The organism is Rhizobium sp. NFR12, from assembly GCF_900108545.1.
GTDB classification, from domain to species: Bacteria; Pseudomonadota; Alphaproteobacteria; order Rhizobiales; family Rhizobiaceae; genus Neorhizobium; species Neorhizobium soli.
In genome coordinates this window covers 773067-798386 of sequence record NZ_FNWM01000001.1, presented here as the reverse complement: position 1 = coordinate 798386, position 25320 = coordinate 773067, and the positions used below count along the sequence as shown (strand labels likewise).

Sequence of the window (25320 nt, the reverse complement as noted above, 5' to 3'; positions counted from 1 at the left end):
CAGGGGCAATCACATGAAATTCAGAGCATTGAAGGCGGTGACCGCTGTCGGTCTTGCCTGCCTGATGCTGGCGGGCTGCGTCAGCGAAGGCGGCACCTACACCGAGTATCGTTCGTCCGATCGCTACGACCGGTTCAACCGTTACGACGGTCCGAACTACCGCTACCGTCATAACCGGGATCGCGATCGCCACCACGGCCGTCACGACGGACGCCGGCCCGACCGTGACAACGATCGCCCGCATCGGGACTGGAACCGTGGCGACCGCCCGGAGCGCCCCGGCTACATCCGCAACGACCGCGACGGCCGCAATGATCGGGGTGGTCGCGATGGCCGTGACCGTTCCAGCGGTCGTGGTGGACCGGACCGTTCAGACCGCGGCTCACGCGGCGATCGCGTCGTCGTCCCGCAGAACTAAAGTGATCCGTCATCGACGTGATCTCGTACCATGTATGGCATAAACCAACGGAGGAACTATCCATGAGCATATTCAGCAAGATCAAGGACGCCATCTTCGGTCATCCTGCAGCAGCAGCACCGGCTTCGCCAACAGGCGCCGAGCCGACACCGACGTCCATGGCAACGCCAGAACCTGCTGCGACCACAGCCCCGCCGGTCGGCGGAACAGCCCAGGCTGCTCCGAAGACTGCAGGCGCACCGCCAGTCGCAACTCCAGGCTCGACCTCTGCCACGATGCAGACCGTCGATATCGCACCGGTCCTCGACGCAGCCGTCAAGAAGAGCGGCCAGAAGCTCGACTGGAAGCATTCGATCGTCGACCTGATGAAGGCCCTCGGCATGGACGCGAGCCTTTCGGAGCGCAAGGAACTGGCCGACGAACTCGGCTACCCCGGCGACCAGAGCGATTCCGCCACGATGAACATGTGGCTACACAAGGCGCTGCTGAAGAAGCTGTCCGAAAACGGCGGCAAGGTGCCTGCCGAACTTCTCGATTAATGGTTTCGGGCGCTCCACTGCGGGCGCCCGAACTTCTATCTGATGAAAACTGCTTGCGATTCCCGTCATCCGGACGGTTGAGACATGACGAAGGCCCGGCTGAGACCGGCTTCCGCGTCATGTCTCAGTAGGCGAGAGACGTACTCCAGAGAAAAATGTCCTGCTGGTCGGTATCCGTCAGTCGATCGGCATCAGTCTCCTCGACCTTCTGCGTCTCGAGCCGTGGCAATGCCGCGGCTTCTTCTTTTCGGTCACCGGCCAACTGCCTTGTCGATCCGAACAGATCGATCCCAAATATCGAAAAGCCGCCACCAATCATCACGCTCTCCATTCCTTCCCGATCTTTGATGTGTAATGTCGCGTCAGAGGGAGTCGTGAACAATATTGCCTGCGAGAACACTGGACTAAATTTAGCCGCGCCAAGGGATAAACGTGCTCCGTTTCCGATGCCTAGGAAAAAGCCCGTTTTTGCAAGCGCAGCGCCTATCGATTTTTGATTCAACGACGTACCGTGCGAGTTTAAAAGAGCGGCCGCGTCTAACCGAAGTGACTGACAGTGACAGCATCGACGACGTCTGAACGGCCTAAACCAACACGATCTTCAATCGCCATTATCGGCGGCGGCGTGACCGGAGCAGCGGTCGCTTTCCATCTCGCGACGGGCCACAAGGCGGACGCCGTCGACATCACCATTTTCGAGCCGCGTGCGGAAATCGGCAGGGGCCTGGCCTACGATACGCGGGACCCGGTGCACCGGATCAACGTCCCGGCAACGCGAATGAGCATACTTCCTGGCGATCCCGAGCATTTTTCGAGATGGATGGAAACGACCGGCTCCGTTGCGGACGATGAGGCGGCATTTCGCGCCGATGGCAACGTGTTTCCGCGCCGGGGCATCTTCGGAAACTATGTCCTGTCCAACCTTCAACCTCTTTTGGCATCAGGAGCCGTCCGCCATATCTGCGCCGCGGTGACCGGCGTCGAAAAGCGGCAAGACCAATGGCATGTCACCGATACCACCGGGCAGACGCTGGTTGCCGATATCCTGGTGATCGCTGCCACCCACCCTGCTCCCGTTGCCCCACGCTCCTTGAGACGACTGGCCGAGCATCCACGCTATGTCGCGGACCCGACAGCGCCGAACGCATTGACGCCGATCCGGGCCGACGATCGGGTCCTCGTCGTCGGCAACGGGCTGACCTCCGCAGATGTTATCGCTTCGTTGAAGCGTTGCGGGCATAGCGGCAGCATTACCGCCCTCTCGCGCCGTGGCCTGCGCTCGCGCGGACACGCCACCTTTGCGCAGGAACCGTTCGGTGACTTTCTCGACCATCCCGCCACAAGCGCATCCGAGATCCTGCACCGCGTGCGGGCCGCGATCAGGGAAGCGCAGGCAGAGGGTCAGACCTGGCATGCGGTTCTCGACCAGTTGCGCTCGCAAGGCGGCGGCATCTGGAAGCATCTGCCGCTCGAGGCACGCCGCCGGATCGTGCGACACCTGCGTCCCTATTGGGACGTCCACCGCTTCCGGATTGCGCCGCAGGTGGAAGACGTGCTCGACGCGGAGGCGGCAGCCGGCAGGCTCGATATCCTCGCCGCAGGCATCGTCGACGTCAGCACCGACGGAGACATGATCGATGTCACCATCAAGCGGCGCGGGAAGAATGGTGTCGAAGTCCGCCAGTTCGATGCCGTCGCGGTCACGACCGGCCCGGCCCACGGCAACGTGCTGCAGAGCCAGCAATGGCTGCGGCAACTCGGCGATCACGGCTTTCTGCACCTCGATCCGACGGGGCTTGGTCTTTCCTGCAACGAGCAGTCCAACGCGATAGACGCGGATGGCAAGTCCGAACCAAGGCTTTTCATCGCCGGACCGCTGGCACGCGGACATTTTGGCGAGCTGATGGGCTTTCCGCAGGTTGCCGAACATGCGCTGCTCGTCGCCGATTCGATTGCAGCAAACCTCTGAGCTCACCGCCATACGGAGCCGGCTGAGAGCCGGCCCCTCGGTTCACTAAATCAGCGGCCGGTCACGCGTATCGCGCCTGCTTCGCCAAAACTCTTCTGCACCGCCGCCATCTTGCTCTCGGTGATATCGGCGGAAACCTCGATCTCGCCCTCCAGCGGGCCATCGGTGCGCTCTCCGCCATCATGCGACGCATCGCCACCCGACGGAGCGGATCCGACCGTGTTGTCGGCACCGACGGACTGGATGAAGATATCCGGACGCGAGATACCGTGCTGCTGAACCAGATGTTCGACCGCAAGGTCTGCCGCCGCACGGGTGTCGAAAGTCGCTCGAATGGTTGTCGTGCTGTCGTCAGCCATGAAACTGTCTCCTGTTGCTAGATCACCAGAAGCAAACGCCTTCAAAGCCCGCTTGTTTCCCTCATGCACAGGAAGCTGGTCAGAGAGCTTGGATATTTGTCGGAAGACTGCTATGTTCTCTTTTTGTTTCCATACGATCCAGCAAACCGCACGCCCGCATGAATGTCACGGTCCCCATATCCACCCGCAAGATCATCCATGTCGACATGGATGCGTTCTACGCCTCCGTCGAGCAGCGCGACAATCCTGACCTGCGCGGCAAGCCGCTGGCGGTCGGCGGATCTGCGGCGCGCGGTGTGGTGGCGGCCGCAAGCTACGAGGCGCGCGCCTTCGGCGTTCACTCCGCCATGCCCTCCGTCACGGCCAAGCGCAAATGTCCGGACCTGATCTTCGTGCCGCCGCGATTCGAGGTCTACAAATCGGTATCCCAGCAGATCCGGGAGATCTTTGCGGAATATACGCCGCTGATCGAACCGCTGTCGCTTGATGAGGCCTATCTCGACGTCACCGAGAACCTGAAGGGCATGGAGATCGCCACCGAGATTGCGCTGGAGATCCGGGCCAAGATCAAGCAGGTGACGGGCCTCAACGCATCGGCCGGCATTTCCTACAACAAGTTCCTCGCCAAGATGGCAAGCGATCTCAACAAGCCGAATGGTCAGGCCGTGATCACGCCAAAGAACGGTCCGGGCTTCGCGGAATCGCTGCCGGTCAAGAAATTCCACGGCGTCGGGCCGGCGACTGCCGAGCGGATGAAAAAATACGGCATCGAGACCGGCGCTGACCTCAAGTCGAAGTCGCTGCAGTTTCTCGCCGAGAGCTTTGGCAAATCCGGACCCTATTTCTACGGCATCGCCCGCGGCATCGACGAGCGCCAGGTCCGTCCCGACCGGATCCGCAAATCCGTCGGCGCCGAGGATACGTTTGTCGAGGATATCGACGCCCTCGACCTTGCGACCGCCGAACTGAGGCCACTTGCCGAAAAGGTCTGGCGCCACTGCGAAGCGCATCGCATTTCGGGCAAGACCGTCACCGTGAAGATCAAATATTCCGACTTCACCCAGGCGACACGCAGCCGCACGGCGTCCCTCCCCTATGCAAGCGTCGCGGAAGTGCTGGCGGCGGCATCGGGGCTCCTGGCTACCGTCTACCCTTTCCGGCGTTCGGTAAGGCTGCTGGGCGTATCCCTCTCTTCGCTGGTCGGCGCCGGGCCGGATGACGTGGAACAACCGCAGCTCGGTCTCGATTTATAATCGACAAGCACACAAAGAGCGCGGCCAATAAGCGTCGACAAGGACTTCGACATGAGCAATCCCACCATCCGCGTCATCGACCTCGAGACCGGCGGCAACGGACCGAACGACGTCTGCGAGATCGGCTGGCAGGATGTCACCCAAGGGGCAGACGGAAGATGGCAGGTCGACGAGGACCGCGGTGCACTTCTGGTCAATCCCGGCCGTCCGATGTCGCCCGACACGATCGCGATCCATCACATCCTTGACAGCCATGTCGCCGACGCGCCGTTCTGGAAAGATATCGCACCGACTGTCCTGCGTCCCCCGCACCGGATCGAAGCGCTTGCCGCCCATCGCGCAGCCTTCGAACAGCGATACTGTACACCGCGGCTGACGGGTGGCCTGCCCTGGATCTGCACCTGGAAATGCAGCCTGCGGGTCTGGCCCGAACTGCCGCGGTTCTCCAACCAGATGCTGCGCTACCTGCGTATGCCAGAAGGTCTGGTCCACGAGATCGGCCTGCCGGCGCATCGTGCCATGCCTGACGCCTATGTCACGGCGCACCACCTCCGCGACCTCCTCAACGAGGCATCGCTCGAAGACCTCCTGGCCTGGAGCAGCGAGCCGGGTCTGCTGCCGCGCGTGCCATCAGGCGCGGATCGCGGCAAGCCCTGGGACCGGATCAGCGAAGATGCGCTTCGGGACCTCGCGGAAGACCGGGATATCGATATCCGCTTCACCGCCCGCGCCGAATTGACGCGCCGCGGTGAACAACCACAGCCGCCCGTCGTTGACCCTCCGCAGGGAACGCTCCTGTAATCGGTATGGCGAAAACCGGGGTTGGACGATGAGCGAGACGTATCCGGATACACCCGACGGCAAATACTTCGTCGTCCGCGGCAGGCTCTGGCGTCGAAGCAACCCGGCACTGGACGCCGAGACGCGTCAGGAGCTGGTCTCGGACCTGATGTCGGCACGCCGGGCCGTCCGCGATGCGAAAGGCAAACCCGACGCGATGGCCGAAGCGCGCCGGCGGGTCGACGATGCCAAGGTTCAGCTTGGCGAACGCGGCCCTGTCTGGTGGGATGACGGCGAGCCGGATCTCAACCGGCATATGGCCAAGAACACGCCCTATGCCGACTGGTTCGCGCAACTGAAGGATTGATATTGAGGGCCCGCATCCCAGATCTCGGCTTCGAAGACCCGTTCGCAACCTGGCCCGAAGGTTCATCGCCGTGAAGACGCTTCAACCGCTGATCCTGACAGCCCGTATCGCGCAAGCGGACAAAGCACCTTTCGATCTGTTGCGGAAAACCCATTTCCCGCCCGACCGGAATTTTCTCGATGCGCATCTGACGATGTTTCATCGGTTGCCGGGCGAATATACCGACGGGATCGTCGAGCATCTCAGACAGGTCACTGAGGCAGGGTCATCGATCAAAGCCGAGGTCAGCGGCGTCCGCCATCTCGGTGCGGGCGTCGCCTTCACGATCGACAGTGCCGCGCTGCAGGATGTGCGAGCCCGGTTGAAGGAGGCCTTCCTTCCATGGCTCGGCCCGCAGGACATGCAGAAATGGCAACCGCATATCACGATCCAGAACAAGGTATCGAAGGACCGGGCCGACCGGCTGTATCAGGAGCTTCGTGCGGAGTTTCAGCCATACACAATCGAGATTACAGGTGTTGATCTGTGGAAATACCTCGATGGACCCTGGCAGCATGAAACCTCCGCGATATTTGCGGAAGATCGAGACGCCGTTGTTTCCGGTCGCGATCAAAGAGAGCGTGCCCGCGTCCAAAGCCATATCAAGGAATGAAACTGATGCCCGGAGCGTTCAAATCTATCTTCGTCCTCGCCTTCGATCTCGATGAGAGAGGGCAGACCGTTCCGGCGTTTGCGGTAAGGGAAGCACAAGACGAGACGACTGCGATCGATGAGGCCCGCAAACTCGGCGATCGACATGCCGGCGTGGTAGTCTGGAAGCGCGAGGCATCGCCAGCTATCGGCGAGGAAGGCGAACCGGCGATTATCTTTGAAACCGGAACGATCGGCGATTTCAACTGAGACGCCAGCCCGTCTTCGCGGGCCGCAGAAGAATGGCGGACGGTTGCCCGTCCGCCATGAAGGTTACATCTGAACCTTGGCATTGTCGCCCATGTCGGGCTTCGAACTGGAAACGGCGGCTGCCGCCATCTTGATGTAGCTGATGACTGTGCCAGGGCTATCCCAGTATTCCGCTGCTGACGGCGTGATCTTCAGGACGCGAATCGAAGGATCCTCGGGGCTGTCCCACCAGGCCTTTGCCGGTGTCGCCCAGAGGTCGCGGATCTTCTCGCGATCGTTCTGTACTTCTGCCGTCGCCGAAATGGACACGTATTTCTGGCCCTTGGAATCGGCAAACGCCAGGCAAACGTTCGGGTAGCGCGCGATTTCCTCGTCCTTGTGGCTTGCCACATCCGTTAGAAAGTAGAACGCATTCTCAAGGCGTTCCGCATAGGCGGCCATCGGCCGTGCCCGCAGATCCGTACCCGACTGGGTCGTGAGCATGCAAAATCCGATCTTCTCCGCAAGGTCCCAGACCTTCTCGTGTTCGTCTTCGATGTGAGCCATGCGATTTCTCCTTTTGATGACGCGGGTCAACTGGCGAGCTTGGCTTCTGTTCCAGACCCGCCGATATCTTGCACCGGAAACGTGCAGCGGCAGGAACAGGATGACCGGGGCGCCGTTAATCTAACTCAAGGTCCGATCTTACGAGCGCTTGCGACAGCGCTTGAGCGGGGTCGAGGCGACTTGGCACACGATTGACGCAACGGGAAGGAACCGGTTCATGACCGATCAGGAAACCTCGACCAAGAAACTCGCGATGAAGTATCTCGAACTCGGCGGCACACGCCGCGCGAAGCTCGATGACAACATCGCCGACGTCCGCAAGTGGGATGACGAACCGGCCGAGGCAGACGAGTTCTGGAAGACGCAGATCGAACCGCTCGAAGCCGCGCGCCTGCGCGAAGTCGAGACGCATCTTCCGACCATCAACTCCGACTAACGACGCCTACCCAATACCGTGGAGTTCGGGCATAGTGCGATGAAGAAGCGACCTACACGCGCGTATCTCGGATATGTCAGACATGGCCGGCACTGAAACCAGTCTTCTCGCATCGCTGCCGAACGGGTTCCGGGCGGCAGTGATCGGGGCAAGCGGCGGTATCGGTTCCGCGATCTGCGAGTGTCTGCAAAACGAGCCGCATCTAGGCGAACTGATCGCCTTTTCCCGCAGCCGCGACGGTCTGGACTTCGCCGACGAGACGAGCGTGGCGGACGCTGCAGGCTCGATCTCGGCAAAGCCGATCCACCTCCTCATTTGCGCCACCGGCATCCTGACGACCGATGGCCGCGGCCCGGAAAAGTCTCTGCGGCAGCTCGATCCCGAAACGATGATGGCCCAGTTCCGCACCAACGCCGTGGGACCGGCGCTTGTGGCAAAACACTTTCTCCCACTGTTTGATCGCGAAACCCGCTCGATCGCCGCATTCCTGTCGGCCCGTGTCGGATCGATCGGCGACAACAGGCTCGGCGGCTGGGTGTCCTACAGATCCGCCAAGGCGGCGCTCAACCAGATTGTCCGCACCGTTTCAATCGAATATGGCCGCACCCATCCGGCAGCGGTCATCACCGCCATTCATCCGGGGACGGTTCGCACGGGTCTATCAGACCCCTATTCACGCGGTCACAACACGGTCAGCCCGGAACAGGCGGCAGCGTCGATCCTCTCAACGCTGAACAGCCTCGCCCCGGAGAATTCCGGCTCTTTCGTCGCCTATGATGGAAGCAGTATTCCCTGGTAAGATAGAGCGGTTAGGGTTTAGCTGATGCCGCGCGGTCGGCAACGCGCTGCCGGATCTTCGCGGCCATTGCCGGATCGACCGGGTTGTAGACCATCATGCCGAGATCCGGCCGACCGTCGACGGAGAATGCGGAATATTCCAGCTCGACCGTGCCGAGATCCGGATGTTCGATCCGCTTCAGGCCATCGCTTTGAAGCCTTACGTCGTTTTCACCCCAGAATGCCGCAAATTCCGGACTGGACTTCGAGAGCTCGTCGACGAGATCCGAAACCTCCGACATCGCACCGGCCCGTGCGGCATCGGCGCGAAAGGCGCCGACGACAAACCGGGCGAGCCCTTCCCAGTCATGTTGCTTGGCGCGGAGCGACGGGCTCGAGAAAATCTGTCGCAGGAGGTTTCGCTGGCCTTCGGGCAGTTTCCCGTAGTCGGTCAGAACCACGGCCGCCGCCGCATTCCACGCCACCACGTCCCATGTCGCGGTCTTGACGAAAGCGGGGCTCGCATCGAGCGTATCCAGCAAACGCTGGAGCCTGGGCGTAATTCCCTCCGTGGACTTGTAGCGAACCTCCGGCGGCCGTCCGAGACCGAGCATGAAAAGGTGTTCGCGTTCCGGCTCCGTCAGCATCAACCCGGAAGCGATCCGGTTCAGGACGTCAGCCGAGGGCGCGCCGCCGCGGCCCTGCTCGAGCCACGTGTACCAAGTCGGGCTGATATTGGCGCGTTGAGCAACCTCCTCCCGGCGAAGCCCCGGCGTCCGCCGTCTTCCCGAAAACCCGAAGGCACCAGGGTCGAGCCTCGTGCGGCGGTCTTTCAGAAACGCTGCCAATGAATTCGGCGTGATGTCCGGCATCGATACCCTGTTAGCAATTATACCCTGATACGGTCACTACTTTAACGGAATAACAAGAGCGCAGATAGTCCCGGTGTCAAAGCAACTGGAGAATGACAATGCGTGTATTTCTCACCGGTGCCACGGGCTTCATCGGCTCGGCGCTGGTTCCTGAACTTCTCGACGCGGGCCACGAAGTCATCGGCATGACCCGCTCGCAGGCAGGCGCCGAAAAGCTGATCGCATCAGGGGTCGAGCCACATCTGGCGACGCTCGAAGACCTCGAAAGCATAGAACGCGGCGCCCGGAATGCAGACGCTGTCATCCATACGGCGTTCGACCACAACTTCGAACGGTTCACCGAGAATTGCGAACAGGACCGGCGGGTCATCGAAGCGCTGGGATCAGCCCTTGCCGGTTCCGAACGCCCGCTGCTGATCACCTCGAGCATCGCGATGGGCGCGCGCGGCAAAGGCGAGCTCGCTGTCGAAGACGTCTTCGATACGGATCACCCAAACCCGCGCATTGCTTCTGAGCGCGCTGGAAACCGGCTTCTGGACGGAGGGATCAACGTCTCCGTGCTCCGTCTGCCGCAGGTCCACAACACGTTCAAGCAGGGCCTCATCTCGCCGCTCCTCGACATTGCCAGAGCAAAAGGCGTTTCAGCTTACGTGGGGGACGGAACGAACCGCTGGTCGGCCGGTCACCTTAACGATGTTGCGCGCCTCTACCGCCTTGCTATCGAGAAAGCGGCACCCGGTGCGCGCTATCACGCGGTCGGCCAAGAGGGCGTGGAGATGCGCCTTATCGCCGAAGCGTTGGGTCGCGGCTTGGATGTCCCTGTTGTTTCCATCTCAGCCGACGAGGCTTCGGAGCATTTTGGCGCGATGGCACGGTTCGTCGGTCTGGACATGAGGGCATCGAGCGCAAAGACACAAGCAAAGCTCGACTGGCACCCGACCGGCCCAACGCTGATCTCCGACCTCGATGCGATGGTCTATTGATGGGCTAGCGAGCAAAGTGCGCCAGCGCCTCACTGGATGAGGAGGACTGCAAGCGACAGGGCGAGCGCCGGAAGCATGACGACGGCGCCCAGCTTGAGAAAGCTCAGGGCGCCGATGTGCAACCCTTCGCGCTTCAGCGCCGTCAGCCACAGAATGGTCGCGAGCGACCCCGTGACCGAGAGGTTGGGGCCGAGATCGACGCCGATCAGCACCGCGCCGGCAATCTTGTCGGACACCTGCGCCAGCTCCACGGCGCTTCCGGCAACAAGGCCGGCCGGCAGATTGTTGACGAGATTGGAGCCGAGCGCCACAACCGTGCCGGCGAACGCTGCCGTCTGGGCGGGATAAAGCGAGGCATTCTGGGTCAGCTGATGCGCCAATGCATCGATCAGGCCCGTCCGGTTCAGGGCTTCGACCACGACGAACAGGCCGGCGACGAGCGGCAGCACGCTCCAGGACACGCCCTTCAGCGTTTCGACAGGGCTCTGCCGCGTGATCGCGAGAACAGCCGCCGTCGCGATGCAGCCAGCCACAAAGGTGGGCAACCCGAGATCGAAATGCAGCGCCGACGCGCCGAGCAGCAGGACCGCCGTCGCGCACAAGGCAATCCCTGTCAGCCTTGCGCTATGGGACAGCGGCACGCTTTCAACCACGGGGGACACGCTGTCGGCCGCGATGGTCGAGCGCTGCGTCCAATAAAGTGCGATAAACGTAACGACGATTGAGACGATCGAGGGAAGACCGAACGTGGCGAGCCAGCGCGACAGAGGCGGCATCGTTCCGCCGCCGAAGATCACCAGATTGGCCGGGTTGGAGATGGGCAGCACGAAGCTTGCGGCATTGGCGATGAAGGCGCAGATGAGAAGATAGGGTATCGGATCCTTCACCTTTGCCGTGCGGCACGCCGCATAAACGGCAGGCGTCAGCACGACCGCGGTCGCATCATTCGACAGGAACGCGGTGACGACGATGCCGACCCCATAGATCAGGACGAACAATCGCTTCGGCGAGCCTTTCGCATAGGCGGTCGCAATCGATGCCAGCCAGTCGAACAGCCCTTCCCGTCTCGCGAGTTCCGATAAGAGCATCATGCCGATCAGGAACAAGTAGACGTCGAGCCCCTTGGCAACACCGGCCCAGGCATCCCAGGGGGCGATCAGGCCGAACATCAAAAGGAGCGATGCGCCGAGCACGGCCCATATCGCTTCCGGCCAGGCAAACGGCCGGGTAATGACGCCGAGCGCTGTCAAGCCGGCGATGCTCCAGGTCATGGTCAATGCGTTCATGGATGGTCCAACCGAAACGATTATGGTGCGACATGGATCTGGCGATCGTCTCCTGCCTTGTTCGCACCTTTTTGGGAAGGGGCAATGCTCTTGCGCCCGGCGAGAAAGGCAGCGACGGCCAGCGCTGCGACACCGCCATGCACCCAGTAGGCAAGGCCGTAGCCACCGACATCCGTCAGCCAGCCGGCCACGACATTGCTCAGCGATGCGCCGATGCCCTGAACGGTCATGACCGCAGCCAGTCCGACATTGAAACGACCGGTTCCCGCAAGGATCCGTTCCGCAGCAATCGGGGTCGCGATACCGATCAGGCCTGCGCCAACTCCATCGAGGATCTGCACCGGATAGATTACAGCGAAATTGCTGAAGGAGCCCGCAATCGCACCGCGGATCGGCAATGCAAGCAGCGCGATGAGGAAGACCGTCGCCAGCCCGAACCGCCGGATCAGGAAAGGCGCCGCTAAAGCCATCACGATCATCGACAGCTGCGACACGCCTGTCGTCACCGCCGTCGTCTGGAACGGCGTCCCGAGATGGATCGAGAAGTCTTGGGCAATGAGGCGGCTGATCGGCGCGTTGCCGAAGTGGAAGATCATCAGCGTCACGGCGAGCAGGATCAGCCCCTTGCTGCCCACGAGGACGGAATAGCCGGAGGGACCCGGCGCTCCATCGTCATGCGCAAGACCGCGCGCCGCGTTGTGATTGATCCGCTCCGGGTCGATCGCAAGCGCTGCCAGAATGGCGGCGACCGCCGTGACGATCATCAATCCGATGACACCGCTGACGCCGAAGTAGACCGTCGCTAAATAGATGCCGGCGAGCGAGACGACGTTGCCGAGATGGTTCCAGAATTCGTTTCGCGACACCTGACGGGAAAACGCCTTTTCGCCGACGAGGCCAAGCGTCAGCCCCATCAGCGCCGGACCGACGACGGCGCCAACGATGGCGGTTGCCGACTGACCGCCGAACACCGATGCGTTTCCGGGGCTGGCAAGCGTCCACAAGGCTGCCGCCGTCACCAGGATCACCGGGATGATGATGAGCGTGCGTTTACGCTTGGAGGCATCCACCCACGCCCCAAACAGCGGCGTGGCGATCATTCCGAGTACACCGCCAAGCGTGGCGATGAAGCCGAGCGTCATCGGCGACCACCCGTGGGTAGCGAGAAACCCGTCGAGAAACGGTCCAAGCCCGTCGCGGGCGTCGGCGAGAAAGAAGTTGAGGACGGCAAGTGCCACCAGGGATCGATCAGTCAGGCCTGTCTGTAGGGTGGATCGCATGCCAGCCTCGCTTCATCATGCTACATGCTTGAAAATTGTGGCGTCCAACGCCGGTGGCGGACGCGGGGTTCCAGCGTGCCCGAAAGAAGATCGGGCAACGCTTTCCCGTTACAACCCTGCCGTCGGGGCTCCGCCACCAGGTTTTGCAACCAGGGCTTTACCCTTTTGGCGCAGGGGGTGTCGGCATATCACCGCGCGGACCGTCATACGGAGGGCCGCCGGCCGGGCCATGAGGCGGAGGGCCACCAGCTGGTCCGTGACGCGGAGGGCCGCCGGCCGGGCCGAGCGCTTCCATGCTGCCGTCCTGGCGAACGATATAGGTCGCGTGCAGGAAGCCGTTGTCGAAGCGACCCTGGACACTGACGGCTTCGTTGAGATCGACAAGCTTGCCGTCGTCACCCGATGGCCCGGTTTCAACCAGTGCCCGTCCGCTGTCGTCCTGAACGACGAACTTGTTGCCGAATACCTCGGCTACCGTCCCCTTAACCGTCACCAGGCTGTCCTCCTTGACGGCGGAGATGGCGACCGGGTTCATGGGCGCAAGCTCGACGCTCGGCCCGGTCAGCTTCATTGCGCCGGCTCCGGCCGCGGCCCCGATGGCAAGGATCGCCAAGGCCGTGACGCCGAAGGTTGCCATACGCCGGTTGCCGGTCTTGTGCGGGGGCTTGGGTGCATGCGGCTTGTCGGCCGAACCATCCTTCTGATCGACGGTCGTGTTGTTGTCCGAAATTGACATGGTCTTCTCCTGTTTTTGTATGCCAGGAGAGATTTATCAGCCGACGACCGATAACAGCCTGAACCTTGTGGTTCAGTTTGAGTTAAGCCTTGCCGCCATAGGACAGCGTCTCTCCACCACGGCAAACGGGTTGCACATGCGCGTACTTCTGGTCGAAGACGACACCGATCTTTCCAAACGCATCGCAGCCAGCCTGCGGGCCGAAAGTTTTGTCGTGGACATTGCAAAGAACGGCGAGGATGCCGAGCACGCAGGCCTGACCGAACTCTACGACGTTGCCATTCTCGATCTGGGCCTACCGAAGATTGATGGCGTTTCGGTTCTGAAATCGTGGCGGGCCGCGGGGCGCACCCTCCCCGTCCTGATCCTGACGGCCCGCGACGGATGGCCGGACAAGGTCGAGAGCTTCAAGGCGGGCGCCGACGATTTCCTCACCAAGCCGTTCAAGATCGAGGAACTAGTACTGCGCATGCGCGCCCTCGTCCGGCGCGCGACCGGCCATGCGTCCTCGAAAATCCTATGCGGACCGTTGGAGTTCGACGCCCAGCTCGGCACGTTCCAGTTCAATGGCCTGTCGCTGAAGCTGACCGCGCTGGAATGGCGCGTGCTCTCTTGCCTGATCCTGCGCAAGGACGTCATCGTCGATCGGCGCGAGCTGATCGAGCGCGTCTATGAAGGCGATGCCGAGGTCGATTCCAATTCGATAGAGGTGATCGTCGCGCGACTGCGCCGCAAGATCGGCGCGGAACTGATCGAAACCGTTCGCGGCCGCGGCTACATGCTGACGGCAGCGCCATGACCGGGCTCAACCTATCCGGCCAGGCGTCGATCGCCCGGCGGCTCGCCGGCTTTTCCATCATCTTCGTAACGGCGACAGTGATCGTCGCATCCGTCATTCTCTACCTGATCGTGGCGGGCGTGGTGCGAGAGCAGATCGATCAGCGCCTCGACACCCAGATCGAGGGATTGCGAAATGCACTGACCACCGACAGTGCCGGCGACGTCGTCCTCTCTGCAGACCTCGACGGCCCGCCATTCGATCGCCCCCACTCGGGATGGTACTGGCAGGTGTCCGACGATAGGAACCGCATAACCTCCCGCTCGCTGGCCGAGGAAACCCTGGAAAGCCCGCCTCGCCCTTTCGACTGGCGCCACGCGGAGAGGCCCAAGCCACAACCGGCTGATCGTGTCGCCTTCCGCGACGAGACACTGTATCTGCGCACGCTGGAAACAATGGTCGGAGATCGGACGGTCGAGATCATTGCATCGGCGCCGCAATCTTCCCTGAGCGCACCCGCCCGGCGGGCATTGCTGTGGCTGGTTCCTGCGATGCTTCTTTTGGGTGGCGTTCTCGTCGGCGGCATCCTGCTGCAGGTCCGCTACGGGCTTCGACCGCTGAGACAACTGACGTCAGACATCGCATCCATTTCCGCAGGCGGGCTGCCGCGGTTGCCGGATCAGGACGTCGAGGAGTTGCAGCCCGCATCCCGCGAGATCAACCGCCTCGTGGACAAGAATGCCGAGAGGCTCGCCGAAACACGCCTGCATTTCGCAAACCTCGCGCACGGCCTGAAGACCCCCGTTGCAAGCCTGCAATTAGCCTTGAACGGCGCCAACGATCCCACTAGCGAGATGCGCGATCTGGTCGACAGGATCGACCAGCGCATCCGCCACCATCTCGCCCGTGCCCGCAAGACCGCCTCCAGCGGCACCGTTTCTGCAACGCAGGTGAACCCCCGCATAGACGATCTCGTGCTTGTCATGTCGCGCATCCACGCTGACCGGGGCATCTCGGTGCAATGCACGATCGAGCCGCAAATTTCGATTGCCTGTGCGGCCGAGGATTTCGACGAGATCGTCGGCAATCTCCTCGACAACGCGTTCAAATGGGCTGGCAGCCTTGTCGCGATCGATGCCCGCACGGACGGACGCTCAATCGTCATCACGCTCGAAGACGATGGCCCCGGCATCTCCGACGATACGATCGAGAAGGCATTTCTGCCGGGTGTGCGGATGGATGAGACGGTCGCTGGAGATGGGTTCGGCCTGACGATCGCCAACGAACTCGCACGGCTCTATGGCGGAAAAATTGCGCTTCGCAATCAAGACGGTAAGGGATTGCGCCAAACCATCACATTGCCGAAAGCGGCTGTCGGGACGTCAACCGTTCCAGCCTGAATCGTCCTCTCCCCCGACCCCTGGAACAACAATGGCCGCCCCGTTTCCGGAGCGGCCATTGTTTTAAACGTCTCGACATTCACCCGGCCTGCTGGGACGCAGGCTCCAGATGCTGCCCGCTTCAGTGAGCCGCGACGAGCTTCGTCACGTGCATTTTGTGCATTTCAAGCTTCGGCAGAGTTTTGGCCGCGAACTCCTTGACCGCTGCATCGTCACCGCCCTTGGCATAGGTCGCAAACAAGCTGACCGCTTCCATATGCGCTGTTGCCTGCATGTCGATATACAGCGGCTCGAAGTCCTGGTCAGAAGCACCCTTCAGCATTTCAAGCATGGCCGCGTGCTTTGGCGACATAACTGGTGCCTCGTCTCCAAGCTTGGCCGCCTTTTTGAGTTCTTCGCCCGCCATCGTATGATCCTTGATCATCTCTGACGCGAACTTCTTCACGTCGGCATCCTTGGCCTTTTGTTCGGCGAGCTTGCTCGACTCGATCTCGAAGGCGTTGGAGCTGGTGACGGCTTTGACGAAGGAAGCCTTGTCGACGTTGAACGCGGCAGCGGCTTTGTCGGCGCTGGCGGGCTGTGCCGCAAAGCTTGCCGAGGACATCAGAAGCGAGAGCGATACGAGCGAGGCTGAAATCATCTTGTTCATAGGGGCTCTCCTTACTTGGCTTTGTCGAAGGCTGCGGTGAGATCGGCGACGGCGAGATCCAGTGCCTGCTTGGCTTCCGGAACCACCTTGCCCATGCCGAAGAACTCGTGTGTCACGCCGTTATAGGTCTTGGTATTTACCGCAACGCCGGCGTCCTTGAGCTTGGACGCATAGGTTTCACCGTCGGACCGCAGCGGATCGATCTGCGCGAGGATCACGGTTGCCGGAGCAACTCCTGCAAGGTCCGAGCGACCGTTGAGGTTGATGCGCGGGTCCTTGGTCTCATCCATGGACGTGACCGTGTTCTTCACGAACCATTCCATATCCGCCTTGCCGAGCGGCTTGGCATTGGCGTTTTCCTTGTAGGACGCCGTTTCCATGTCGTTGCCGGCGACCGGGTAGACGAGAAGCTGGTGAACCGGCTGCTTCGCCTTCATCTCCTTGGCCATCAGAGCGACGTTGGCCGCCAGGTTGCCGCCGGCGCTTTCGCCCGCAACCGCGATCTTGTCGGAGTTGCCGTTCATGTCGTGAATGTTCTCGACAACCCACTTATAGGCCGTCCAGGCATCGTTATGAGCAGCCGGGAACTTGTGCTCCGGCGCATGACGGTACTCGACTGAGACGACGATGGCTTTGGCGCCGAGCGAAAGGGCACGCGGTGCGCCGTCATAGACGTTGATGTCGGCAACCACCCAGCCACCGCCGTGATAGTAGACGACGACGGGGAACGGACCCTTGCCGGCCGGCATGTAGACGCGCGCGGCGATACCGCCTTCAGCCGTCGGAATGGTGATGTCCTTGGTGGTCACCTGCGCTTCGGGATTGGACGACAGGCGCTTTTCCCACTGGACAGCCTTCGCAGCATCGGCAGGGCTTGCCTGTGTGCGGGCTTCCGGAACGCTCAAGCTCGAGAACGGCTTGGCGTCTAGCGCACCAAGCTTGTCGAGCACGGCCTGCATATCTGTGGTGGGTTTTGCCATCTCCTGCGCAAACGACGGGGCGGCAAGCGGGGCGGCCATTACCAGTGCGAGAGGAAGTGCTTTCGCAAACATTGAGGACTTCATGTTGGGTCTCCGGTTTAGATGGCTAGCTAACCGGGACGAGGGCCTTATGTTCCAGATAATGCTGTTTTTTCAGATGCTAATCTACAGATGCTGATTTTCGGCGGACACCGCTTGCCGGGTGCAGCGACGGCGAGTTGCGGCCAAAACCTACAGGCGACCGTTGCCGGCCGCCTGCGATAGTTGTCAGATAGAATTACTGGTGGGCGGCGTTATTCCAGAGCCATCCATCGGATGTTCCCAATCGAACGACTTCCGTTTTCGATCAGGTGCGGATCGTAAAATCGACGTCGACGCTTGCCTTGATCGCGTTGGAATACGGGCAGATGTCGTGGGTGACTTCGACGAGCTTCTGTGCGTCGGCTTCCGACATACCCGGCAGATAAACATCCAGGGCAGCGGTGATGCCAAAGCCACCTTCCGAGCGCGGGCCGATGCCGACGGTTGCATCAACGGTCGAACCATCCGGAACCTTGGTCTTCAGCTGCGTAGCGCCGACGCGCAGGGCGCCGAGGAAGCAGGCCGAATATCCAAGCGCAAACAGCTTCTCCGGATTGGCGCCATCACCACCGGGGCCACCGAGTTCCTTCGGCACGACCAGCTGCAGTTCTAGCGTCCCGTCGGAAAGCGCCGTCTTGCCGTCACGGCCACCGCCGGATGCAGTTGCGCTGGTCTTGTACTTCGCGTCGACAGACATAGTCTTCTCCTGGGCTGGGGCGGATGAATTTTCTTAATTCGCAACTCAATTGCGCGCCATTGATATCGCGCTCTGCAGCGCCTGTCAATTGCTTGCAATTACCTTGCGCACAATATAGATTGCGCGAATGACAGATATCCCTGAAAAACCGGCATCGGTTGAACTCGACCAAATGCTGTGCTTCGCCGTCTATAGAGCCGAACAGGCCTTCAACCGGGTCTACCGGACTGCGCTGGCGCCGACGGGGCTGACCTATCCGCAGTTTCTCACGATGAAGCTTCTGTGGAGCGAGGGCAGCCTTTCCGTGGGCGAGATCTCGCAAAGGCTCGGCGTCGATTCCGGCACGACCACGCCATTGATCAAGCGGCTTTCGCTGATGGGTCTCGTGACAAAGATGCGCAGGGACGACGACGAGCGCCGCGTCGATATCTACCTGACGGAAAAAGGCCGCGCCCTGCAGGAGAAGTCGGACGCCGTGACGAAGTGCATCGTTGATGCCGTCGGCATGGATCAGCCTCAAGTCAACGCGACCTTGGCGACCATAAACGCTCTCAGCGCGAAACTGAGTGGAACCACGTCGGACCTCTAAGGACGCAGTCCCACGACACCCTCCTCAAAACAGGCTCACGGGATCGTGCCCTTCCCGGATCCGTCGTCTGTCTCATTTACGTCCTCGCCGGACACGATCGACAGGAGGATGTCATGTCGGACACCAATTCACTGCCGCCACCGCCCGACCTTTGCGAGACGGTCTTTTCTGCCTGCGAGGACAAAGCCGGCCTTCCCCTCAGTAAGATGATCATTCTCGGCATGCTTGCCGGCATTTACATCGGCTTCGGTGGACTGTTTGCGACGGTGGCACTGGCTGGCGCCGACAGCCTTCCCTTCGGCGTCGCGCAGATCCTCGCCGGCACGGTGTTTTCGCTTGGCCTCGCACTGGTGATGATCGCCGGCGCGGAATTGTTTACCGGCAACACACTGATGATCGGTCCGGTGGTTGCCGGACGGATCCCCGCTGGACGGGCGGCGGGGGCGTTGACGACTGTCTATCTGGCCAATTTCGCCGGTTCGATTGCGCTCGCTGTCGTCGCGGTTTTCGCCGGCTTGCATGAGGCCGGCGACGGAGCGGTCGGTCGCGCGGCATTCGAGCTTGCTGAAACGAAGACTGCCAAGGGGTTCGCAACGACGCTTGCAAGCGGCATCCTTGCCAACACGCTTGTCTGTCTCGGTGTCTGGCTGGCCTATGCGGGCCAGACGGTCACGCAGAAGATTTTCGGTCTGCTTCTGCCGGTCGCAGCGTTCGTCGCGGCAGGCTTCGAGCACTCCATCGCCAACATGTATCTGCTGACCTATGCCACTCTCGTCCAGGGCATGCTTGAACCCTCGACGGCGCTTTGGGCATCAGCGACATCTTCGGCAACTTGCTGCCGGCAACGATCGGGAATGTGATCGGCGGAGCCTTCGTGGCCCTCGCCTATTCTGCGGCTTACGGAAAGCCGGCTAAGAAGTGACCTCGGCTCAGAGCGTCTTGAGCAGTCTCAAAAGAGCAAGCATTTCCAGAGGGCTGCGACGCTTGAAGGCGATGTAGGTCGGCTCTTCGGCGCCATGGAACCGGCGCTTGAATGCCGCCTGTCCCTGCAGGTTGAAGATCCTCTTGTTGATGGCCGGCGACTTGTAGGCATATTCGAACCTGCCGCGCCAGAATGCGCTTTCCGCAAACCCGCTTGTCGTGATCGCCGCAAGGGGCGAAAGCCCAAGCGTCACCAGCGACCTGCCCTCTTCCCTGAAGCGGTCCGTCGCAAACTTCGTCAGACCGATCTCGGCATGCGGGGTCGTCCCCGTCTTCTTCCGCTTGAACGTGGACGTGTATCCCGTCACCTGCCCCGCATCGAAAATCGGATCGAAATCGAGCACGGCGATGGTTTCGCCTTGCGGATCGAGGATCAGGAACCGGCGCATATGCGCCGACAGCTCGGCTTTGAACGGCCTGTTCAGGAAACACATTTCCCGCCGACGGACGATGCGGCCAGCGCGCCATTCTTCGGAAACGGCCTTGATCTGGTCGGGCCTGGCGAGACTGCCGTCACACTCGACAATCCGGTAACCGTTCTTCAGCAGCCACCGCTCCGAATAGCGGACCGTCTCGTTCTTCTTTCCGGCAAACGAATGCTCGTTGAGCACGAGATGGGTATCGACGCCCATCTGATTGATCCGGTAGCCGAGCCGAGACAGTGTCTCTGCCGTCTGCCGGCCGATCTGCACGAAACAGGGACGTTCGGCCGCTGCGACGAAATCAGACACGTACCGGGCACGATCGGCCTTGTCGGCGACAGGATCGCCCAAGGCAAACATGTGCCCCATCTTCGTCGCGTAGGCGATATATCCCTTGTCGTCGCCGAAGTGGCTGAGGTTCTTCTGAACCGCCGTCGAATACGCCAGCGAGAAGTCGCCGTGTTGCCGGCAAAGCTCCATCCTGCGTTCATCTGACAACTGAGCGGACGCGAGATTCGGAAGGCCACGGTCAAGAACCGAGTCGATATACCCGCGGAGGCCTGCCATACGATTTTCCTCAAAGTCGATGTCCGTACTTTTGGCATGCGCGTCTTACGGTACATAGAGATATTCTAAACTGGGAGGGCATCTCCCCGCTGTTTCAGGATTGGGTGTTGCAGCAGCGCATGTTTTTCAGCATTGTCTGGCCATGAATCTGCCCGCTGAGCCTCTCCAAATCGAAGATGTCGTGGTCATTGGTGCCGGGCTTTCTGGAATGACCGCCGCCTATGAGCTGGGAAGGCGCGGCATCCGCGCCCGAATCATTGCCCGTGAAGAGCAGGTCGGATCGACCTGGCGCAAGCGCCATCCGCAGCTCTCTCTCAACACGCATCGCGACATTTCCCACATGCCGGGGCTGCAATACCCGAGCGGAACCTCGGCTTTTCCAAAACGCGACGTGGTGGCCGAGCATCTGGCGCAGTTTGCCCGTGACAACGCCCTTGATATTGAACACGGCGTTTCGGTTGAGGCGTTGAGCAGACGCGACGGCGTCTTCCATCTTGCAACATCCGCCGGTCCGGTTTTGTGCCGCAACGTCGTGGTCGCCACAGGACGCGATGGCGATCCGTGGCAACCTCTGTTCAAGGGTGCGGAAAACTTCGGCGGACAAAGCATACACGCTTGCGACTTCGGGGATGCGAAGCAGTACCGGGGAAAGCGGGTGCTGATCGTCGGCGCCGGCAATTCGGGGTTCGACATTGCCAATCACCTGGCGAAGGTCGATCTGGCCGACTGCTGGTTTTCCGTTCGCACCGGTTCATCGGTCCTTCCCAAGCGTTTGTTCGGCGTGGCCGTCCATAAATTCTCGCCATGGCTGGCACGTCTTCCCACGCCTTTGGTCGATATCGCGATCTCGCTGACGGAACGCATGGCCTTCGGGGATCTGACCAAGCTCGGGTTTCCCAGATCATCGCACAAGGCCGCAACGCGGCTTGCCCGCGATCATGTGGCGATCCCGGTGGATGACGGCGCTATCAAGGCCGTACGTGAAGGCCGCATCAAGGTTGTCGGCGAAGTTGTCGAATTCACGCAAGCCGGCACCGTTCTGCACAAGAATGGCGTGGTGACAGCCCCGGATGTGATCATCTACGCGACCGGTTACGGCGCGCACCATCAATCGCTTCTTGGCGAGCTGGCCATCGAGAACGGTCACGTCCCATCCCCGAGCGGCCCTGATATTCCAGGCCTCTGGTTCATCGGTATGACGCCGGGCCTTATCAGCTATTTTCACAATGCCAGAGAAGAAGCAGTCGAGATGGCCGCCGCGATGCGATCGCGCTTGGACACGGACGCGCGCTCAGGCCGTTGACACAGAGTTTTGCCAACCGGTGATGCGGCGGACAACGGCCCCCATGGAACATTTTGCCGTGCCCACCCATTCCTGACTGAGCCTCTACAGTCTTGTAGCAGCCGAATGGGAGACATCATGGACGATAACAAGAACGCTCAGGAAGCCGTCGAAGAAACTGGCAAGAAAGCGCCGGCGACATCGGATAGCCCTGCCGCCGGTCCGCACGCCAAGCCTGAATTGATGGATGAGAGCAAGACGCCTGGTACGGGCTCGTTGCCGGATACGGATGACGAGAGCGTTTCGCCGGGCGGCGGCTGAGGACCCGCGAACATAATGACAAAAAGCCCAGCGCAGGCATTGCAGGATGAAAGCGCCGAGTGGTTCGCGTCCCTTGAGCCGGTCAGGCCTCAGGACATGGTCGGCCTGTGGAGAGGCCGCGGCCACCCGTCCGGCCATCCGCTCGATGGCGTCCTTGAAAACCTGCGCTGGTTCGGAAAGCGCTTCCATCCGGACGGGCGGGCTGATGCGCTGCTGTTTGAGGGCGCACCGGGCAGGCTGGTTGCAGTCGACCCGAAAGTGTTTCCCATCCGGTGGGCGATCCGGCTTGCAAGGTTCGGCCGCACCTCGAGCGCGGTGAACCTCTTTTCCCACATACGCCCGCGCGTGCGCGCAAAATCCACCACCGCATCCCTGGAAAACAGGATGGATCGCGACGTGTTGACTGCCGCGATGGTCTACGACCAGCAACCGATTACCGACATGTTCCGGCGGATCTCCGATACAGAGATCGCGGGCAAGATGATCGTCGAAGGCGACCCACGCCGGTATTATTTCCGTCTCGAGAAAGTCGTCGATTGACCGCTGCGCAAACGGTCCTCCCCGCCTGCGATCACAACCACATTGGTCGGGCGGAACAAGGTGAACAACACAGGGTTATCTCTGCACTTCAACCCTGATGTGGAACGCCTCATGAAATCTCTCGCCATTGCCTATGTGGCCACTCTTGTTTCCTTTCTCGCAATCGACGCTGTGTGGCTCGGCCTTGTTGCCGGCAAGATGTACCGGGAAAAACTCGGCGACCTCATGCTTCCCTCTCCCAATCTCGGGATCGCTGCGATCTTCTACCTCTTCTTCGCGGTTGCGATCGTCATCCTGGCGGTAAAACCGGGTCTCGATGGAGGGTCCTTGTGGGTTGCGATCGGATGTGGCGCATTGCTCGGTCTGGCCGCCTACGGCACCTATGACATCACCAATCTCTCGACTTTGAAAAACTGGCCGGCTTCGCTTGTCGTCATCGACATGATCTGGGGAACAGTCCTGACGGGCATCGCCAGCGCCTGCGGTTACATCGCCGCCCGCTCCATGAGCTGAGCTTGATCCGCTCAGTCCGCCCCCGTACGAAGCAGCTCCGTCGTTGCTCCCTGCTTCCCAGCCATTGGAAGCAGGGGAAAGTTATGATTTATGAGCGGCCGTAGAAGACTCTTCTAGCACCTGGAACAAACGACCGGTAACCGCGTTCCTGTGCGCGCGCTGATGAAGGACGGTAAGGAATTGACGCTGGAAACCAATCCAGAGTGTCGAAATCTATTCGACGTATATGACTGGGAATCCTCAGATATCGGCCCGAAGGATAGCTGGGCCGTGGAGTTGCGGACTCTGGTGAACGTCATGCTCGGGTCGCTGCAACCGATGCTGATCGTGTGGGGCCCTTCACAGACCACGCTCTACAACGACGGCTACGCCGAAATGTGCGGCAAGCGGCACCCAACCGCATTTGGAAAACCCTTCGGCGAACTGTGGCACGACATCTGGGATCAGGTGGAGCCGATCATTTCTGCAGCCTATGCCGGACAGGGTACGTCGATGGACGATATCGAGTTCGTCATGCATCGCAACGGCGTTCCTGAAGAAACACATTTCGCCTTTTCCTACACGCCGGTCCGAGACCCCTGGGGAACGGTGCTGGGAATGTTCTGTGCCTGCACCGAGCAGACATCGACCGTGGCGGCACGAAACGCCGAACGGACCCTGCGGGAGCGCTTCGAGCAGGTCTTCGAGCTCAGCCCCGGCGGTATCGCCATGCTGACCGGACCCAATCACGTCTTTGAATACGCCAACGAAGTCTACTACTCGATGATCGGCAGCGGCCGCGACATCATCGGCAAGACGGTCGCCGAGGCCGTGTCGGAAGTGGTCCGCCAGGGTTACATCGACATCCTCGACAGAGTTTACCAGACGGGCGAACCCTTCGTTGCGAAAAACCTTCGGATCGAACTGAACAGAGGAACCGCCGGCGAAAAACAGGACCGGGTCATCGATCTCGCCTATCAGCCCATGGTGGAGGACGACGGCAAGGTCATCGGCATTCTCGTTCAGGCAATCGATGTCACGGAGCTTCGAGCGGAGGAGGAAAAACAGGCACAGCTGTCGCATGAACTGGGGCACCGCCTGAAAAACCAGCTTGCAATGGTGCAGGCGATCGCATCGCAGACGCTTAGAAATTCGACAGACCTCGCCAGCGCCCGCGTCCGCCTTTCGGACCGGATCGCCGTCCTCAGCGCCGCCCACGATACCATTCTGCTGGGCGGCATGGGCGCCTCGACTGTCACGCAGCTCGTCGACAAGATGACGTCCCTTCACGACGACCCTGCAAATCCCCGCATCACCGTTACAGGCACGAATATCAAGGTCGGCTCGCGCCCTTCCCTCTCTCTCTCGTTGATCCTGCACGAGCTGGCGACGAATGCGGTCAAATACGGAGCCCTTTCGCTTCCGGACGGGCGGGTCAATATCCAGTGGAAGATCGCCGGCCCGAAATCGGATCGTTTTGAACTCATCTGGACCGAGACAGGCGGGCCGCCGGTGCAACAACCCGAAGGCCCCGGTTCCGGTTTGCGTCTGATCAATGCCGGGCTTAACGGGACCGCAGACAGTACCGTCGCCTTCACATTCCAGCCTTCAGGTCTCACCTTCCGAATTGACGCAGACCTCCAGGGTTTCCAGCAGGAACATTGATGAAACATCATCCCATCCTCGTGGTCGAAGACGACGGCCTGATCCGCATGGATCTGGCGGACGTCCTCAGCGAAAGCGGCTTCGATGTGGTCGAAGCCGCCAATGCCGATCAGGCGCTTGCGCTTCTGGAGGCCGGCATTCCGGTCAAGGCGATGCTGACGGATATCGACATGCCGGGATCGATGAACGGCATCAAACTCGCAAACCTGACGGCTTCGCGGTGGCCGGAATGCAGAATCATCGTCATCTCTGGACGTTTCTCGCCCGATCAGGGTAGTTTGCCGCAGGGAGCACGCTTCCTGTCGAAACCGATCTCGGAACGCCAGCTCAGCGTCGCGCTCTTCGAATTGGGATTATCTTCAACGATCTGAATGA

Annotated in this window: 32 protein-coding genes; 21 read left to right on the top strand and 11 right to left on the bottom strand. The window is 61.0% G+C overall.

What is annotated here, in order from left to right; genetic code table 11:
• Positions 1–13 precede the first annotated feature (13 nt).
• Positions 14–418 carry a hypothetical protein gene (locus tag BLW69_RS03815; protein WP_139283781.1) on the top strand — a complete coding sequence of 135 codons (405 nt, stop codon included), beginning with the start codon at positions 14–16 and terminating at the stop codon, positions 416–418.
• A 62-nt stretch (positions 419–480) separates the two neighbouring features.
• A complete protein-coding gene (locus tag BLW69_RS03810; RefSeq protein ID WP_092660019.1) occupies positions 481–957 on the top strand; it encodes a DUF3597 domain-containing protein in 477 nt (158 codons plus the stop codon).
• A 124-nt stretch (positions 958–1081) separates the two neighbouring features.
• Here the strand turns inward: BLW69_RS03810 and BLW69_RS22500 are convergent, their stop codons facing one another.
• On the bottom strand, positions 1082–1459 hold the full coding sequence (locus BLW69_RS22500; protein WP_139283779.1) for a hypothetical protein: 378 nt from the start codon (positions 1457–1459) through the stop codon (positions 1082–1084).
• 54 nt (positions 1460–1513) lie between these two features.
• On the opposite strand from BLW69_RS22500, the gene BLW69_RS03800 reads away from it, so the two are divergent.
• Positions 1514–2926: an FAD/NAD(P)-binding protein gene (locus tag BLW69_RS03800; protein ID WP_280141279.1), complete on the top strand. Its 1413-nt coding sequence runs from the start codon at positions 1514–1516 to the stop codon at positions 2924–2926.
• 50 nt (positions 2927–2976) lie between these two features.
• On the opposite strand, the gene BLW69_RS03795 is transcribed toward BLW69_RS03800, so the two are convergent.
• Positions 2977–3285, bottom strand: coding sequence for a hypothetical protein (locus tag BLW69_RS03795; protein ID WP_062455075.1), 309 nt, complete (start codon positions 3283–3285; stop codon positions 2977–2979).
• Positions 3286–3443: 158 nt separating this feature from the next.
• Between BLW69_RS03795 and dinB the strand changes: the two genes are divergently transcribed.
• The 5 genes from dinB (at position 3444) to BLW69_RS03770 (ending at position 6585) form a co-directional block, all read left to right on the top strand.
• On the top strand, positions 3444–4538 hold the full coding sequence (gene dinB / locus BLW69_RS03790; protein WP_092660013.1) for a DNA polymerase IV: 1095 nt from the start codon (positions 3444–3446) through the stop codon (positions 4536–4538).
• A 51-nt stretch (positions 4539–4589) separates the two neighbouring features.
• Positions 4590–5339, top strand: coding sequence for a DNA polymerase III subunit epsilon (locus BLW69_RS03785; RefSeq protein ID WP_092660011.1), 750 nt, complete (start codon positions 4590–4592; stop codon positions 5337–5339).
• A 28-nt stretch (positions 5340–5367) separates the two neighbouring features.
• Complete coding sequence (locus BLW69_RS03780; protein ID WP_092660009.1) at positions 5368–5685, top strand: hypothetical protein; 318 nt, start codon at positions 5368–5370, stop codon at positions 5683–5685.
• A gap of 70 nt (positions 5686–5755) precedes the next feature.
• Positions 5756–6337 carry a 2'-5' RNA ligase family protein gene (locus tag BLW69_RS03775; RefSeq protein ID WP_092660007.1) on the top strand — a complete coding sequence of 194 codons (582 nt, stop codon included), beginning with the start codon at positions 5756–5758 and terminating at the stop codon, positions 6335–6337.
• 5 nt (positions 6338–6342) lie between these two features.
• Positions 6343–6585 (top strand): hypothetical protein, encoded by a 243-nt coding sequence (locus BLW69_RS03770; protein ID WP_092661021.1) that lies wholly within the window; start codon positions 6343–6345, stop codon positions 6583–6585.
• Positions 6586–6648: 63 nt separating this feature from the next.
• Here the strand turns inward: BLW69_RS03770 and BLW69_RS03765 are convergent, their stop codons facing one another.
• Positions 6649–7131 (bottom strand): pyridoxamine 5'-phosphate oxidase family protein, encoded by a 483-nt coding sequence (locus BLW69_RS03765; RefSeq protein WP_062455064.1) that lies wholly within the window; start codon positions 7129–7131, stop codon positions 6649–6651.
• 217 nt (positions 7132–7348) lie between these two features.
• Between BLW69_RS03765 and BLW69_RS03760 the strand changes: the two genes are divergently transcribed.
• Both BLW69_RS03760 and BLW69_RS03755 read left to right on the top strand, forming a co-directional pair.
• The gene (locus BLW69_RS03760) at positions 7349–7567 is read left to right on the top strand and encodes a hypothetical protein (RefSeq protein WP_062455061.1); all 219 of its coding nucleotides are present in this window, start codon (positions 7349–7351) and stop codon (positions 7565–7567) included.
• Between the two features lie 82 nt (positions 7568–7649).
• Complete coding sequence (locus BLW69_RS03755; RefSeq protein ID WP_209901673.1) at positions 7650–8366, top strand: SDR family oxidoreductase; 717 nt, start codon at positions 7650–7652, stop codon at positions 8364–8366.
• 10 nt (positions 8367–8376) lie between these two features.
• Here the strand turns inward: BLW69_RS03755 and BLW69_RS03750 are convergent, their stop codons facing one another.
• On the bottom strand, positions 8377–9216 hold the full coding sequence (locus tag BLW69_RS03750; RefSeq protein WP_092660003.1) for a helix-turn-helix transcriptional regulator: 840 nt from the start codon (positions 9214–9216) through the stop codon (positions 8377–8379).
• Positions 9217–9314: 98 nt separating this feature from the next.
• On the opposite strand from BLW69_RS03750, the gene BLW69_RS03745 reads away from it, so the two are divergent.
• Positions 9315–10199, top strand: coding sequence for an SDR family oxidoreductase (locus BLW69_RS03745; RefSeq protein ID WP_092660001.1), 885 nt, complete (start codon positions 9315–9317; stop codon positions 10197–10199).
• 29 nt (positions 10200–10228) lie between these two features.
• On the opposite strand, the gene BLW69_RS03740 is transcribed toward BLW69_RS03745, so the two are convergent.
• From BLW69_RS03740 to BLW69_RS03730, 3 genes are all read right to left on the bottom strand, one after another.
• Positions 10229–11485, bottom strand: coding sequence for an arsenic transporter (locus BLW69_RS03740; RefSeq protein WP_092659999.1), 1257 nt, complete (start codon positions 11483–11485; stop codon positions 10229–10231).
• A 20-nt stretch (positions 11486–11505) separates the two neighbouring features.
• Positions 11506–12765 (bottom strand): MFS transporter, encoded by a 1260-nt coding sequence (locus BLW69_RS03735; RefSeq protein ID WP_092659997.1) that lies wholly within the window; start codon positions 12763–12765, stop codon positions 11506–11508.
• Positions 12766–12922: 157 nt separating this feature from the next.
• The gene (locus BLW69_RS03730; protein WP_175487238.1) at positions 12923–13501 is read right to left on the bottom strand and encodes a hypothetical protein; all 579 of its coding nucleotides are present in this window, start codon (positions 13499–13501) and stop codon (positions 12923–12925) included.
• Positions 13502–13637: 136 nt separating this feature from the next.
• Between BLW69_RS03730 and BLW69_RS03725 the strand changes: the two genes are divergently transcribed.
• Both BLW69_RS03725 and BLW69_RS03720 read left to right on the top strand, forming a co-directional pair.
• Positions 13638–14300 (top strand): response regulator transcription factor, encoded by a 663-nt coding sequence (locus BLW69_RS03725; RefSeq protein WP_062455050.1) that lies wholly within the window; start codon positions 13638–13640, stop codon positions 14298–14300.
• A complete protein-coding gene (locus tag BLW69_RS03720) occupies positions 14297–15679 on the top strand; it encodes a sensor histidine kinase (RefSeq protein WP_092659995.1) in 1383 nt (460 codons plus the stop codon). Before BLW69_RS03725 ends, BLW69_RS03720 begins: the two co-directional genes overlap by 4 nt.
• 121 nt (positions 15680–15800) lie before the next feature.
• Here BLW69_RS03720 and BLW69_RS03715 read toward each other — a convergent pair whose 3' ends face one another.
• The 3 genes from BLW69_RS03715 to BLW69_RS03705 all read right to left on the bottom strand — a co-directional run bounded on the left by BLW69_RS03715 (position 15801) and on the right by BLW69_RS03705 (position 18086).
• Positions 15801–16328, bottom strand: coding sequence for a DUF4142 domain-containing protein (locus BLW69_RS03715; protein WP_062455045.1), 528 nt, complete (start codon positions 16326–16328; stop codon positions 15801–15803).
• Between the two features lie 11 nt (positions 16329–16339).
• Positions 16340–17392 carry an alpha/beta hydrolase gene (locus BLW69_RS03710; RefSeq protein ID WP_210184899.1) on the bottom strand — a complete coding sequence of 351 codons (1053 nt, stop codon included), beginning with the start codon at positions 17390–17392 and terminating at the stop codon, positions 16340–16342.
• Positions 17393–17654: 262 nt separating this feature from the next.
• Entirely contained in the window at positions 17655–18086 is a 432-nt protein-coding gene (locus BLW69_RS03705) for an organic hydroperoxide resistance protein (RefSeq protein ID WP_062582523.1), read from the bottom strand.
• Between the two features lie 127 nt (positions 18087–18213).
• On the opposite strand from BLW69_RS03705, the gene BLW69_RS03700 reads away from it, so the two are divergent.
• Positions 18214–18675 carry a MarR family winged helix-turn-helix transcriptional regulator gene (locus BLW69_RS03700; protein WP_092659993.1) on the top strand — a complete coding sequence of 154 codons (462 nt, stop codon included), beginning with the start codon at positions 18214–18216 and terminating at the stop codon, positions 18673–18675.
• Between the two features lie 113 nt (positions 18676–18788).
• A complete protein-coding gene (locus BLW69_RS03695; protein ID WP_092659991.1) occupies positions 18789–19535 on the top strand; it encodes a formate/nitrite transporter family protein in 747 nt (248 codons plus the stop codon).
• A gap of 69 nt (positions 19536–19604) precedes the next feature.
• Here the strand turns inward: BLW69_RS03695 and BLW69_RS03690 are convergent, their stop codons facing one another.
• Positions 19605–20645, bottom strand: a complete 1041-nt coding sequence (locus BLW69_RS03690) for a phosphatidylglycerol lysyltransferase domain-containing protein (protein ID WP_062455036.1) — start codon at positions 20643–20645, stop codon at positions 19605–19607.
• Between the two features lie 142 nt (positions 20646–20787).
• On the opposite strand from BLW69_RS03690, the gene BLW69_RS03685 reads away from it, so the two are divergent.
• From BLW69_RS03685 to BLW69_RS03660, 6 genes are all read left to right on the top strand, one after another.
• Complete coding sequence (locus BLW69_RS03685; RefSeq protein WP_092659990.1) at positions 20788–21948, top strand: flavin-containing monooxygenase; 1161 nt, start codon at positions 20788–20790, stop codon at positions 21946–21948.
• 117 nt (positions 21949–22065) lie between these two features.
• A complete protein-coding gene (locus BLW69_RS03680) occupies positions 22066–22248 on the top strand; it encodes a hypothetical protein (protein ID WP_062582515.1) in 183 nt (60 codons plus the stop codon).
• Positions 22249–22263: 15 nt separating this feature from the next.
• Positions 22264–22788 carry a GXWXG domain-containing protein gene (locus tag BLW69_RS03675; protein ID WP_062582513.1) on the top strand — a complete coding sequence of 175 codons (525 nt, stop codon included), beginning with the start codon at positions 22264–22266 and terminating at the stop codon, positions 22786–22788.
• A 111-nt stretch (positions 22789–22899) separates the two neighbouring features.
• Positions 22900–23301, top strand: a complete 402-nt coding sequence (locus BLW69_RS03670; protein WP_092659988.1) for a DUF2177 family protein — start codon at positions 22900–22902, stop codon at positions 23299–23301.
• A gap of 270 nt (positions 23302–23571) precedes the next feature.
• Positions 23572–24945, top strand: a complete 1374-nt coding sequence (locus BLW69_RS03665) for a PAS domain-containing sensor histidine kinase (RefSeq protein WP_162759530.1) — start codon at positions 23572–23574, stop codon at positions 24943–24945.
• On the top strand, positions 24945–25316 hold the full coding sequence (locus tag BLW69_RS03660) for a response regulator (protein ID WP_092659984.1): 372 nt from the start codon (positions 24945–24947) through the stop codon (positions 25314–25316). Before BLW69_RS03665 ends, BLW69_RS03660 begins: the two co-directional genes overlap by 1 nt.
• Positions 25317–25320: the final 4 nt, after the last annotated feature.